The following is a 12,290-nucleotide window of genomic DNA, read 5'->3' on the forward strand; positions in this document are numbered from 1 at the left end:
GTTCGCGCAGGTCAGACGCGTAGTGCCGCGAATCCCGGGTTCGCGATGACATTTGTCATCCCTGGTCCCGTGACTTCATTCGTACGGGACCGGGGCGAGGTTCTAGTGCCGTGTCAGTCAACGTTTGCCTCGAGGAGAGGCGGGGTTGGCTGATCCTCGCTGTGGTGGGCGAGCGACTCCCCACGCGGGGTGGGGCGGGCCACGGCCGGCCGAGGGACCCCGTGTGCGGTGCCGTGATGGGGGGACCGCCTGGGGTCACGCCGGGACCGTCCGGCACCGGGGAGGTGCCGTCCGGCTCGACGGTGCGTGATCACCACCGGAAACGGATTGCCGGTGGTGATGGTGCCGCCCGGTCCGCGCCGGGCGATGTTGGCGCCGCCGACCAGGTCGCGGTGCCCGCTGAACCCGCACCAGGTGCAGGTGAAATTCCGGTTGCTGGGTTTGGGAACCCGCTGGTGACAGGCGGGGCAGGTCGAGGACGTGCCTCGCTCATCCACCAGCGTCAGGTCGATACCGGCCTGTTCGGCCTTGTCTTTGAGACACCGGGTCAGGTGCCCGATCCGCCAATCACGGACCCGCCGGTTGTGCCGCCGCTCTGCTTCGAGGTTGAGCACACCGCGCGGGTCCCCGACCACGAGCGTCCCGATCCGGCGTGCGACCGCCCACGTGATGACCTGACGGGCGGCCTCGTGCTGTGCCTGGCGGACCCGCCGCCGGTGGCGGGCCTCGACCTTGCGCTGCCGGGCCCGATACTTTCGCCATCGCCGTGATCCGGCCTGCCCCGGCTTCGGGGCCCGCCGCGCCACCGCACGCCGCCGGTACTTCGCGTCGCGCAGATGCAGATGGGTCTCGGCACGGATCGCCCGCCCCGACACCACCAGCCCCTCACCATCCGGCCCGGCCACCGCGAACGGGTGGATCACCCCCGGATCGACTCCCGCGACGCGGTGCTGATCGGGCTCCTGACCCGGCGGATAAGCCGCGATGGGGACTTCAGCGGTGACATCAATGAACAACCGGCCGCCCTCGGCCACCAGCGTCACCGAGCGCACCTGCTCGGGCGGGTAGGGAACCGGCCGGTCCAACCGCACCCAGAACGGAGTGCGCACGCGACTGACCGGCAGGCGCAGCCGCAGCCCATCGAGAGTGAATGTGCCGTGGTAGTAGCGCACCGGCATCAACCGGCGTTTCCGCCGAGGGAACCGCGCCGCCACGTCACCGCCCTTGCGGCGCGCGGCGGTGACGAACCACGCGTCGCTGTACCGCCGCAGCACCGACCGCGCTCCGGCGGTGTCCAGCTCTCCGAACGTGCCCGGCCCCGACGCCGACAACTCCCGGCACAACTCCTGATAACCCGTTACCGGCCGCAGCCCGCGTTGCCGCCGCCACCGGTTCATATCAAGCACACACGCCCACACATCCCCCGCCGAGACCAGCAACCCGAAACACCGACGCCGCTGCCCGGCCGACACACGCAGACCCACCCGGGCGGTCCGCATCACCACCCGCCCACCATCATCACGTCGAGGCACCAAACGATTACAGCAAGCGCCTACGACAAAAACCGGCCCTCCATCCAACCGCATCTGACGAGAGCAAACGTGGCCTGATGAGGCACTAGCGGCGGGTGAACACCGGATCCCACGAGTTCACGATGCCCAGCGCCTTGTAGCCGGTGAGCGGAACGCTCGTCCTGCCGTCGACGCTCATCAGGACGTACCGGTGGCTCAGCGTGCGCGGTCCGCCGCACTTGGCCAGGTCACACGTCACGGCGATGAGATGGGTGTCGTCGGCCCAGGCGACCAGTTGCATGACCGGGAGCCGGCTCACCGTCCGGCCGTTCGTGTCCGCGATGCCGAGGCCGGGTGACGCACCCCCGTGCGTGGCGATCAGGCGGCCGTTCGGGGAGATCCCGGCCTCCTCCAGCGAGTCCGCCTCGTGCGCGGGGGCCGGCCGCCGTACTCCGTTCAGGTCGTAGAAGAGCCTGGTGGGCGGGTTGAAGCTCATGGTCGTGGCCCAGATCAGGGTGCCGTCCTTGCTCCAGCCGAGGTCCTGTCGCCCGTTGGGGTCGGCGCGGTTGAACAGGAGGCTGTGGAAGTGCGCCTCCCCGGACCGGGGATCGACCACGATGAACCCGGTTCGCGCTCCCGTGCCCTGGTGGTACTGCGCGTCCGGGTCGGTGGCGTACGTCGTCACGAGCAGCCGCCGCCCGTCCGGAGACCAGGCCAGGCCGCCCGCCGCCGCCTTGAGCGGGATCCAGCGGGTCACCCGCTGCGTCTTCATGTCCAGGATGCCGACACGCGCGGACGGCAGCGGCCCGTCGAGGACGGCGGCCTGCCGCAGGCCCGGCGCCACCGCGAGCCACGCCCAGGGGACCTTCCGGTATCCGCCCGACGCGGGATCGTAGAGGTACCAGGTGTAGACGACCTTCTTCCCGCTGACCCGGAGTGTCCGGTAGGTGGAGAGGGCGACCTGGCCGGCGGCGACGAGACGCTTGGGCGGCGCGTCGTTCGGGTCGGTCCGCAGCGAGGTGTCCACGGGGTGGGTCGCCGGACGCGGCCCGCCCTGCACGCCGACGGTCACTCCGGCGACGATGAGGAGCACCGCCGCCGCGACGACGAGCACGGCCCTCGTCGTCCGCCGTCCGGTGCGGCGCCGGCCCAGCGCCCGGTCGGCGAGCCCGCCCGGCACCCGTGCCTCGGTGGACCATTCGTCGAGGACCCGCCGTACGTAGGTCTCGGTGTTCACTGCCGGACCTCCTTCAAGGTCTCTTTCAGCTCGGGGGCCAGGACGCGCAGGCGCGCGAGCGACCGGTGGGTGGTGCTGCGGACGGTGCCGACGCTGCAGTCGAGCAGCCGGGCGACCTCCGCCTCGGGCAGGTCCTCGAAGAACCGGAGCACGAGCACGGCGCGCTGCCGGGACGTCAGCCGCGACAGCGCCGCCCGTACGGCCATCCTCAGGTCCACCGCGGAGGTGCCGTCCTCGCGCGCCTCGTCGGGAGGCGCGGCGACGTTGGTCTCGTGCCGGTGCCACTTGAGCCGCCACCAGCTCACCTGCTGGCGGTAGATCACCTGCCGGACGTAGCTCTCGGGGCTGTCGACGGACCGCCAGCGCGTCGCCAGCTTCGCGAGCGCGGTCTGCAGCAGGTCCTCGGCGGCGTGCTGATCGCCCCCGGTGAGCAGGAAGGCGAGACGCATCAACGCGGGCGACCGCGCCTCCACGAACTCACGAAAATCACGCTCGACCACCGCGTCCATCGCCACCTCCGGGTCTGTCTACTCCTCAGACGCGCGAAGGTGGCCGTCGCTATGTCACCGTTCCGGCGGACGTGGCCGTACCGAGGCCCCTGTCGTGTCCACCAGTTCGTCGAACCCCGGGGAGGCCGGTGGCGTCTGAGGGGGCATGAGCCCAAGATGCGAACGGTGTGACGGGCCGCTGGTCCCCGTGGAGTACGGCATGCCCATCGACGACGAGCCGTACCGGCGCCACGAACGTCGCGAGATCTACTTCACCGGCGGGTGCATGGGCGGACCGGAGCCGTGGTGGTGCTGGTCGTGCGAGAGGTTCGCCGACCCCGAACCGCGTCCCCCGCACTCGCTGACCGTGGAGGGCTACCAGCTCTCCGTGCTCGACGTCATGCGCCGCATCGCTCCGGAGGCCCACTTCGACCCGCCGGCGCCCTACGACGACCCGCCGGCTCACCTGGTGGAGGACGCCGGCCGGTGGAGCGCGCTGGAGATGCCGAAGATCAAGGACCTGGCGGCGGTCCTGGGCGACCCGGTCAGCGGCGGCTCCTCCCGGCACCGGTTCGCCCTTCCGCTGTGGCCCGACTTCTGGCTTGAGCACACGAGCCTGGACACCGAGGTCGCGCAGTACGTCGTCGACCGGCGGTTCGTGCGCAGGTCGGGCGCGCCGATGCGCTCAGCGGACGATCTGCGCCCGTGGTCCGTCCTGCGGCCGGAGGCCGAGGCGTTCTTCGGCTGGGAGCCCACCCGGATGCCCAACGCGTACTTCCACGTCGTGCCGTTCGAGCTCGAAGGACGCCCGATGAAGGCGTATTTCGTCCATGACCTCCTCATCCAGGTCTCGAAGGACTCGGAGGCCTAACCGGCGCTACTGCGGCCGTGGCCGTACGAGACCCTTGTCGTAGGCGAAGATCACGAGCTGGACGCGGTCGCGGGCCTGGAGCTTGGTCATGATCCGGTGCACGTACGTCTTGGCGGTGGCCGGGCTGAGGTGCAGCGCGCCCGCGATCTCCTCGTTGGTGAGGCCGACGGCGATCTGCGTGAGCACCTCGCGCTCGCGTTCGCTGAGGATGTCCAACTCCGGCGTCGGCTCGGCGGGAGCGGGCTGCGCGGCGAACTCCCTGATCACCCGGCCCGTCAGGCCGCGGCCGAGCAGGCCCTCACCGGAGGCGACCACCCGGATCGCCTCCAGCAGCTCATCGGGCGCGGTGTCCTTCAGCAGGAAGCCCGCGGCGCCCGCCCGCAGCGCGCCGAAGATGTAGTCGTCGTGCTCGAACGTGGTGAGGATCAGCACGTGCGCGCCGCGCAGCGCCGGGTCGTCGGTGATGCGGCGGGTCGCCTCGATGCCGTCCATTCCCGGCATCCGGATGTCCATGAGGATCACGTCCGGCGACGTCGCACGCGCCCCTTCGACGGCCGCCTTGCCGTCGGCGGCCTCACAGACCACGTGCATGTCCTCGGTCGAGTCGATGAGGAGCTTGAAGCCGGCGCGTACGGTCGTCTGATCGTCGGCCAGCAGGACACGGATCGTCATGGACGGGACTCCTTCAGAGGCAGGCGGGCGTGCACACGGAAGCCGCCGCCTGGCAGTGCCGTGGTGTTGAGACGTCCACCGGTCGCGGCGACGCGCTCACGCATGCCCTGGATACCCAGGCCGTACGAGGCTTGATCACTCATCTCGACCGGCCTGCCGTCATTGGTGACCGCGACGTCCAGGCTGTCCGGGGCGAAGGTGAGCGTCACCGCGACCTTCATGACGTCGCGGGCGTGACGTTTGACGTTGGTGAGGCTCTCCTGGACGATGCGGTACACGGTGAACCCGACGATCGCCGGGACCTCGGTGGGCCGCCCCGACTCGTGCAGAGTCACCGGCAGGCCGGCCGCCCGGCTCTGGTGGACCAGGTCGGGCAGGTCGTCCAGGCCGAGCCCGGGGCGTTTCAGCGGCTCCGCGGTGCCGCGCAACAGGCTGAGCGTCCGGCGGATCTCCCCCAGAGCGGAGTTGCTGACGCCGTTGATCGTCTCCAGCGCCTCGCGGCCCGCCTTGGGATCCTCCTCGACGAACCGGGCGCTGACCGAGGACGTCACGCTGATCGACATCAGCGCGTGTCCCACGATGTCGTGCAGCTCCCGGGCGATGCGCAGGCGTTCTTCGGTGACCCGCCGGCGCGCCTCGTCCTCGCGCTCGCGTTCGGCCCGCTCGGCGCGCTCCTCCGCGCCCAGGACGTAGGTGCGCTGGATCCGCACCCAGGCACCGGCGAGCACGGCCAGCGGAACGGCCGCGAGGGTGCCGAGGTTCTCGATGTCGTAGGAGGGGATCCGCGTGAAGATCTCGGCGACGACGAAGCCGACGATCGGGGTGGCGATCGCGGTCATCAGCGCCTGGCCGCGCCCGCAGTAACGGCCGACCGCGTAGAGGGCGACGAGGTCCGCCGGACTCGCCGGGTAGCTGTGTCTCAGGAGTGCCGCGATGAAACCCGAGAGAATGAGACATGCGATAAGGGTGGGAATGGGGAAACGCTTTCGGGCGAGCAGTGCCAGTGCGGCCAGCGCGGACAGAATGAGCGCGGGTGCGGTATGACCACGCCCGTGTAGATAAGGTAGATACACGGCGAAGACCCCGGCCGACAAGAGCAGGTCGGCAGGGGTGACCAGCCGTTTGGCCCTCAAGGTCGCCCCTTCGCAGCCACATTGTGTTCCTTGGTCGGGGCCTGCCCGACCAAACCTGCGGTCCACCACCCAGTAGAGCCCACGAAGCCGCAAAGTAGCAGGTCAACCGTGGTTGTACGGCGAAGTGTCACCCTGGGGTGGACGGCTTCACCCTTGCGGGCTACGTAACGTAGTGGCTGCAGGACCCCACAGACCAACAAAAAGGCCTGGCGCGTCGCGATGAATTGGGGGATTCAACGGGGGACGCGACGCGAAGGCCGTTCCCAGGGGCCTTGGATCTGTACCCGTCCAGGCCGCAGGAAAGCGAGCGTTCGCGGGTCGGGACTTCTTTGGGGGAAGGAGTCGACCGCCCGCGAACGCTCGCATTTCCGTTTCTAGATCATTTCTTGGTGTGGCCCGCGGATTCTGTTGAGCGTTCAGACTTTCGCGAGGACCTCGTATTTGACCGGGATGACCCCTGAGGCGAGGCCGCCGACCGCCTGCATCGCCGCGCTGGACAGGTCCAGGCAGCGCCCGGCGACGAACGGGCCCCGGTCGTTGATCCGCACGACCACCGAGCGGTCGTTGTTGCGGTTGGTCACCCGGACCTTCGCGCCGATCGGCAGCGACTTGTGCGCCGCGGTGAGGGCGTCCGGATCGATCGCCTCCCCGCTCGCGGTCCGCCCGCCGCCGGTGCCGTAGTAGGACGCCTCACACGCGCCGTGCGCGAGGACCTTGGCGTGCCGCTTCTTCTTGGCGACCGGCGTCGCCGTCGGCGTGTCGCTGGGCTCCGGCGTCGGCGTGGCGATCGGCGTGCGGTCCTGGTCGCGGCTGGCCCGATCGAGCGGCCGCGGCGGGTCGGCGGCGGCGCGGGCCTTCGGCTGTGCCGACGAGGAGCGGGCCCCGGTCACCGCGACGGTGATCGCGGCGAGTGCGACCACGGCGAGCCCGGCGGCGGCGATGAGAGCGGTACGGAGTCTCTTCGGTGTCTCAGTCTGACGATGTCGGCCGGATCTACCCACAAAGGGGTCCTTTGGTCGGGGACAGGACATCGGGCCCCGCCGGCAGAACCGTCGGCCCCCGATCGACACGAGCCGTCCAGGCCCCGCGCACGAGTCACCGACCCTAGGGGTCCACGCCGCTTGGTCACGTCCAAGGCACTGGTTTTTGTGCCCCATCTCACGGCGTGTTGGCCCGGAAACGATGATCGTATTACTCGCCGGAGGCAGAATGTGGCGAAGTGTCGCGGCGGTTCAGCGGCTGTGGTGCATGCGGTCGTGGATGGCTCGCGCGGACTCCAGGGCCGCCTTCCGAAAGCGGGGCGCGACGGCGAAGAAGCTCAGGTAACCGTGGACCAGGTCGGCCTCGCGGTGCAGGGTCACCGTCGCGCCGGCCTGCCGCAGTTTCTCCGCGTACTGCTCGCCTTCATCCCGCAGCGGGTCGAATCCGGCGGTCGTGATGTACGCCGGCGGGATCGAGGCGTCCACCTCGCCCAGCAGCGGGGAGAGCCGCGGGTCGGACCGATCGGCCGACGCGGCGTACTGGTCCGCGAACCAGGTGATCTCCCGGTCGGTGAGGAGGAGCCCGTCGGCGAACAGGTCCCGCGACGGGTGGCGCCGGGTGAAGTCGGTGGCGGGATAGAACAAGAACTGGTGTGACGGGCGCGGGCCTTCCCCGCGGGCGGCGACCTGGGCGAGTACGGCTGCGAGATGGCCGCCGGCGCTGTCGCCTCCGACGGCGATCCGTGACCGGTCGACGCCCAGGTCATCGGCGTGCCGGTGGGCATGTTCGAACGCGGCCATCGTGTCCTCGACGGCGGCGGGGAAGGGATGGTCGGGTGCCAGGCGGTAGTCGACGGACATGATCTTCACCTGCGCGTGGTGCGCGAGGAAGGACACGGTGGAGTCGTAGGAGGTGCGGCTGCCGATGACGAATCCACCGCCGTGGAAGAACACCAGCAGGGGAGCGGGCGTGGTGAGGTGGCGCGGCGTGTAGAGGGTCGCCTCCAGGCCGCCGTGAGCGGTGTCGATGGCGATGTCTTCGCTGCGGATGTCCGTGTAACGCGGCCCTGCCAGCGCGTGCCGGCCGTTCTCCATGGCCGCGCGGGATTCTTCCGGTGATTCGTTGACGACGAGGGAGAAACCGGTGCGACGGCTCATCTCGGTCAGCAGTTGTGCGTCGAGACCCAGTGTCCGCCCGTCGATCTGGACGGCGGGTCCGGCCAAGCGCCGCTTGACGGGTGCGGGGAGCCGGAAGACGAGCCGCATGACGATCTTCTGGATCAACGCCGAGAGCGGGGGACGACCGGAGTCGTTGCCGGTTCGGGGCATCGGATCGACCTCGTGAGGACTTGTCAGGGTCAGTCCTCGGTGCCCTGGGCGATGGCCTCGTGGACCTCCTCGCGGCGTACCGCCAGCTCCTGTTCGGCCTTGGCCCGGTCGATCTCTTCGGCGATGTCCTCGTCCTGCTTCATGAGCTGGACCAGGTCGGCCTTGGCGTGGTCGAGCACACCCATGTCGGCGTAGGCCTTCTTCACCTTGTCGCCCCACAGCCCGATGTCGCGGACGCACGGGACGATGCGGGTGAAGAGCAGCGACTGGTAGAGCTGGTACACCGGGCCGTTGTCGACGAGGTTCATGCACTCCTTGACCGGCATGTCGAGCGTCTCGAAGATCTCTTTGCCCTTGAACCGGTCGCGCATGAGGTAGCAGCCCTCGACGACGAACTCCTCGCGCTCGGCGCGCTCCTTGGAGGTCAGCTGCGCGTAGTAGTCCTTGAGCGCCAGCCGCCCGAACGCCACGTGCCGTGCCTCGTCCTGCATGACGTACGCGAGGAGCTGCTTGACGAGCGGGTTGGTGGACATGTCGCGGTAGACGCCGAAGGCGGCGAGGGCCAGACCCTCGATGAGCACCTGCATGCCGAGGTAGGGCAGGTCCCAGCGGCCGTCGGACAGCGACTCCTCCAGGAGCTTGGCCAGGTCCTGGTTGATCGGGTAGTACATCCCGATCTTGTCCTGGATGAACTTGTTGTACAGCTCGACGTGCCGGGCCTCGTCCATGACCTGGGTCGCGGCGTAGAACTTGGAGTCCATGTCGGGCACCGACTCCACGATGCGGGCGGCGACCGTCAGCGCGCCCTGCTCACCGTGCAGGAACTGGCTGAACAGCCAGGTGCCCTGATGGCGGCCGAACTCGTCGCGTGCCTCCTGCGGCATCCGGTCCCACAGGTCCGAGCCGGCCAGCGGGTTGAGGTCCTCGGGGAAGCCGGCGACGTTGTGCGGGTCGACCGCGACGCCCCAGTCGATGCGCTTCTGGGCGTCCCACTGCTTGTCCTTGCCCTTCTGGTAGAGCGACAGCAGCCGGTCGCGGCCGTCGTCGTACTCCCAGTTGAACCGCGCGGCCCCCGCGACGGGCACGTGCCACGTGCTCTCCGGAATGGGGGTCGTGTACAGATCACGCATCGTCATGGGGGAAACCTCCCGCGAAGACCGGGCTTTACATATCTTGGTAACACGTAAAGTCAGGCCCCGCCAGGGTCAGTCCTCGAACAGTTCGGTCAGCCGTTCCGCACGCGGAGTCAGTGACACCCGGACCTCCCGGCCGTGCCGTTCCCGCCGTACGAGGCCGGCGGCCGCGAGGCGTTCGCAGTGGTACGTGATCGCGCTGGGGGTGAGCCGGGTCAGCGCGGCCAGCTCGCCCATCGTGACCGGCTGGGACACCGCGCTCAGCACCTGCGCGCGGACCGGCCCGAGCAGGAGTTCGAGGGCGTCGCCGTCGCTCTCCGGCGCGGGCTGGCTGCGGAACAGCCGCCCCGCGCCGGGCACCGGGTAGCCCAGCCACACCGCGTCCGGCCGGTCGAGGCTGCAGATCAGCGCGTCGCCGCCGGAGACCATCGGCACCAGCACCAGCGGCCGTCCGGCCAGGTCGAACCGGGCCGGCTCGGGGTCGCGGATCTTCAGCACGCCGTCCTCGAACCGGCTGCTCGGATGGATGCCGCCGAGGATCACGTCGAGCCGGCCGCGCATCGCCGCCGCGCCCACGCGCGCGACCTCGCGGTCCAGCAGCGGGCGCGCGTCCCGCCACGCCGGCCGCATCGCCGCCCAGACCTGGCTCGTCGCGGAGGCGTACGCGCGCAGCCAGTTACGCGGCTGCCGGGCGACCGTACGCCAGTGCGGAGGCGGCCCGGAGGAGCCGAAGACGCCGTCGAGGTCGGCGAGAAGGTCGTCGGGCGACAGGTCCCGCAACCGCTCGATCTGCTCGTCGACCGACGTCTCCAGGATGGGGTTGAGCGGGCTCACGCAGTCGGGCGTGACCGAGTGTCCCGGTGCCACGAGCGGCCACACCGCCTGGGCCTGCGCGGGCGAGACGACCGAGCGGATGTGCCGCCGCCACGACTCCGGCGCGCCGCGCCGGCGTCCGCCGAGGGCGTCGGTCGTGAGCGCCAGCACGGACAGGTACGGGTCCAGCGACACACGTACCTGCGCGTTATCGAGCCTTCCGATATGAAGTTCTGTCGCGTCCGGCCGTTTGACCTGCTGGGTGGATACAGTCATGTTTCGCTTCCCCGTCGGCTAGACAGGTGGGACGCGGGCAGATGCCCGAGGGTTCCGCTATGTGACTATCCTCCCAATCACCGACATTCGGTAGGGACTATTCGCGGATTTCGGCGCCATCCGTTCGACGCGCCGCGTAGTAGACGGCGGCCATGTCCTCGTCGCCGTGACCCAGCTCGATCGCGCGGCGAAACTGCTCGCGTGCGGTGTCGGCGATCCGCGGGTTCGCCCCGGCGGCGCGGCCGGCCGCCGCGACCAGGCCGGCGTCCTTCGCGGCGCCGGTCAGGGGGAAGGACGCCGGCAGCTCACGCTTGATGATGGCCTCGCCCTTGAGGTGCGCGTACGGCGTGTCCATCAGGCCGCCCTCGATCGCCCGCAGGAACAGACGCGGGTCGAGATCGAACGCCTCCGCGAGCGCCACCGCCTCGCCGATCGCCGAGGTCAGGGCCAGGACCCAGCTGTTGGCGACGAGCTTGAGCCGGGACGCCTCGGTGCCCTCGCCGATCCACATCGTGCGCGATCCGATCGCCTCGAAAACGCGGTCGACGCGCTCGTCGCGGGGGCCGGAGGCCAGCACGACCAGGGCGCCGTCCTCGGCGGGCTTGCGGGTGCCGAGCACGGGGGAGTCCACGTACGGGACGTCGCGCGACCGGGCGAGCTCGGCCAGCCGGTCGGCGGCCTCGGCGCCGACGGTGCTCATCTGCACCCAGATCGCGCCCTCTTCCATCGCGGGCAGCACACCCGCGATGACCTGCTCGACGGCGTCGCCGTCGAGCAGCATGGTCACGACCACGTCCGCGCCGTCGGCCGCCTCGGCCGCCTCGTCGCACACGACCGCGCCGTCGTCGGCGAGCGGCTCGGCCTTGGCGCGGGTACGGTTCCAGGCCCGCACGCCGAGGCCGGCGCGCAGCAGGTTACGGGCGATGGGCTCGCCCATGATCCCGGTTCCCAGTACGGCAACGGTCAAATTGTCCATGAGATCACTTCTACCCCACCCTCGCCGGGATGATCTCGGCGGAGACGAGCGTCACGCCGAGAGGCTCTCCGCCAGGCGTCCGGCCGTACGGCGCATGATCGGTACGACGTCGTCGATCACGTTGAGGGGCAGCCGGCCCTGGGGCCCGGAGATCGAGATCGCGGCCAGGGTCGGCGTGCCGGTGAGGGGCACGGCGACGCAGCGCACGCCGATCTCCTGCTCCTCGTCGTCGAGGGCGTATCCGCGCCGCCGGATCGTGCCCAGCTGCTTCAGCAGCGCCGCCGGGTCGGTGATGGTGTGCGGCGTGTGCGCGGGCAGGCCCGTACGGCCGATGATCTCACCGGCCACGGAGTCGGGGAGCTGGGCGAGCAGGGCCTTGCCCACGCCGGTGCAGTGCGGGTTCACGCGCCGGCCGACCTCGGTGAACATGCGCATCGAGTGCTTGGAGGGCACCTGCGCGACGTAGACCACCTCGTCGCCCTCCAGTACGGCCATGTTGGCGGTCTCGCCGACCTCGTCCACGAGCTGCGCGAGCGAGGGCTGCGCCCAGGACCCCAGCAGCCGCTCCGCCGTCTCGCCGAGGTGGATGAGGCGGGGTCCGAGGGCGTACCGCTTGGACGGCTCCTGTCGGACGTATCCGCGGTTGACCAGGGTGCGCATCAGCCGGTAGATGGTCGGCATCGGCAGCCCGGAGGTCTCCGCCAGCTCGGTCAGGGCCAGTCGGCCGCCCGCGTCGGCGAGGTGTTCGAGCAGTTCGAACGCCCGCTCCAGCGAGCGTACGCCGGACGCGGCCCGCGCTCCCGTGTCATCCCCCGTCACCCTGTTTCTCCTCTCCCGTTGACGACATCCTACTTTCGTCAGGCGAAAAAAC

General features: G+C 70.1%; 12 protein-coding genes. 1 reads left to right on the top strand and 11 read right to left on the bottom strand.

The window, feature by feature from the left end:
- Positions 1-113: 113 nt before the first annotated feature.
- Genes ACQEV1_RS03235 through ACQEV1_RS03245 form a run of 3 tightly spaced genes read right to left on the bottom strand, consistent with a single transcriptional unit; the run spans position 114 to position 3,257 of the window.
- Positions 114-1,586, bottom strand: a complete 1,473-nt coding sequence (locus tag ACQEV1_RS03235; protein WP_433390949.1) for an RNA-guided endonuclease InsQ/TnpB family protein — start codon at positions 1,584-1,586, stop codon at positions 114-116.
- 31 nt (positions 1,587-1,617) lie between these two features.
- The gene (locus tag ACQEV1_RS03240) at positions 1,618-2,748 is read right to left on the bottom strand and encodes a hypothetical protein (RefSeq protein ID WP_433390952.1); all 1,131 of its coding nucleotides are present in this window, start codon (positions 2,746-2,748) and stop codon (positions 1,618-1,620) included.
- Entirely contained in the window at positions 2,745-3,257 is a 513-nt protein-coding gene (locus ACQEV1_RS03245) for a SigE family RNA polymerase sigma factor (RefSeq protein ID WP_433390954.1), read from the bottom strand. The genes ACQEV1_RS03240 and ACQEV1_RS03245 overlap by 4 nt, the downstream gene beginning before the upstream one ends.
- A gap of 199 nt (positions 3,258-3,456) precedes the next feature.
- Between ACQEV1_RS03245 and ACQEV1_RS03250 the strand changes: the two genes are divergently transcribed.
- Entirely contained in the window at positions 3,457-4,107 is a 651-nt protein-coding gene (locus ACQEV1_RS03250; protein WP_433390957.1) for a hypothetical protein, read from the top strand.
- A 6-nt stretch (positions 4,108-4,113) separates the two neighbouring features.
- Here the strand turns inward: ACQEV1_RS03250 and ACQEV1_RS03255 are convergent, their stop codons facing one another.
- The 8 genes from ACQEV1_RS03255 to ACQEV1_RS03290 form a co-directional block, all read right to left on the bottom strand.
- A complete protein-coding gene (locus ACQEV1_RS03255; protein WP_285635004.1) occupies positions 4,114-4,779 on the bottom strand; it encodes a response regulator transcription factor in 666 nt (221 codons plus the stop codon).
- Positions 4,776-5,912 carry a sensor histidine kinase gene (locus ACQEV1_RS03260; protein WP_433390960.1) on the bottom strand — a complete coding sequence of 379 codons (1,137 nt, stop codon included), beginning with the start codon at positions 5,910-5,912 and terminating at the stop codon, positions 4,776-4,778. Before ACQEV1_RS03260 ends, ACQEV1_RS03255 begins: the two co-directional genes overlap by 4 nt.
- A gap of 416 nt (positions 5,913-6,328) precedes the next feature.
- Positions 6,329-6,913 carry a septal ring lytic transglycosylase RlpA family protein gene (locus tag ACQEV1_RS03265; RefSeq protein ID WP_433390963.1) on the bottom strand — a complete coding sequence of 195 codons (585 nt, stop codon included), beginning with the start codon at positions 6,911-6,913 and terminating at the stop codon, positions 6,329-6,331.
- A 231-nt stretch (positions 6,914-7,144) separates the two neighbouring features.
- Positions 7,145-8,221 (bottom strand): alpha/beta hydrolase, encoded by a 1,077-nt coding sequence (locus ACQEV1_RS03270; protein ID WP_433390966.1) that lies wholly within the window; start codon positions 8,219-8,221, stop codon positions 7,145-7,147.
- Between the two features lie 29 nt (positions 8,222-8,250).
- Positions 8,251-9,357 carry a ferritin-like domain-containing protein gene (locus ACQEV1_RS03275; protein WP_433390969.1) on the bottom strand — a complete coding sequence of 369 codons (1,107 nt, stop codon included), beginning with the start codon at positions 9,355-9,357 and terminating at the stop codon, positions 8,251-8,253.
- A gap of 69 nt (positions 9,358-9,426) precedes the next feature.
- Entirely contained in the window at positions 9,427-10,443 is a 1,017-nt protein-coding gene (locus ACQEV1_RS03280) for an ArsR/SmtB family transcription factor (protein ID WP_433390972.1), read from the bottom strand.
- 97 nt (positions 10,444-10,540) lie between these two features.
- Complete coding sequence (locus ACQEV1_RS03285) at positions 10,541-11,419, bottom strand: NAD(P)-dependent oxidoreductase (RefSeq protein ID WP_433390975.1); 879 nt, start codon at positions 11,417-11,419, stop codon at positions 10,541-10,543.
- A gap of 51 nt (positions 11,420-11,470) precedes the next feature.
- Positions 11,471-12,238, bottom strand: a complete 768-nt coding sequence (locus ACQEV1_RS03290; RefSeq protein ID WP_285635026.1) for an IclR family transcriptional regulator — start codon at positions 12,236-12,238, stop codon at positions 11,471-11,473.
- Positions 12,239-12,290 lie beyond the last annotated feature (52 nt).

It is taken from the genome of Actinoallomurus sp. CA-142502, from assembly GCF_050936355.1.
Classification (GTDB): Bacteria; Actinomycetota; Actinomycetes; order Streptosporangiales; family Streptosporangiaceae; genus Actinoallomurus; species Actinoallomurus iriomotensis.

Bases quoted from the DNA above. Each gene is read 5' to 3' on its own strand.
- ACQEV1_RS03235 (WP_433390949.1), bottom strand. From the start codon at position 1,586: ATGCGGTTGGATGGAGGGCCGGTTTTTGTCGTAGGCGCTTGCTGTAAT.
- ACQEV1_RS03245 (WP_433390954.1), bottom strand. From the start codon at position 3,257: ATGGACGCGGTGGTCGAGCGTGATTTTCGTGAGTTCGTGGAGGCGCGG.
- ACQEV1_RS03250 (WP_433390957.1), top strand. From the start codon at position 3,457: ATGCCCATCGACGACGAGCCGTACCGGCGCCACGAACGTCGCGAGATC.
- ACQEV1_RS03255 (WP_285635004.1), bottom strand. From the start codon at position 4,779: ATGACGATCCGTGTCCTGCTGGCCGACGATCAGACGACCGTACGCGCC.
- ACQEV1_RS03270 (WP_433390966.1), bottom strand. From the start codon at position 8,221: ATGCCCCGAACCGGCAACGACTCCGGTCGTCCCCCGCTCTCGGCGTTG.
- ACQEV1_RS03275 (WP_433390969.1), bottom strand. From the start codon at position 9,357: ATGACGATGCGTGATCTGTACACGACCCCCATTCCGGAGAGCACGTGG.
- ACQEV1_RS03280 (WP_433390972.1), bottom strand. From the start codon at position 10,443: ATGACTGTATCCACCCAGCAGGTCAAACGGCCGGACGCGACAGAACTT.
- ACQEV1_RS03285 (WP_433390975.1), bottom strand. From the start codon at position 11,419: ATGGACAATTTGACCGTTGCCGTACTGGGAACCGGGATCATGGGCGAG.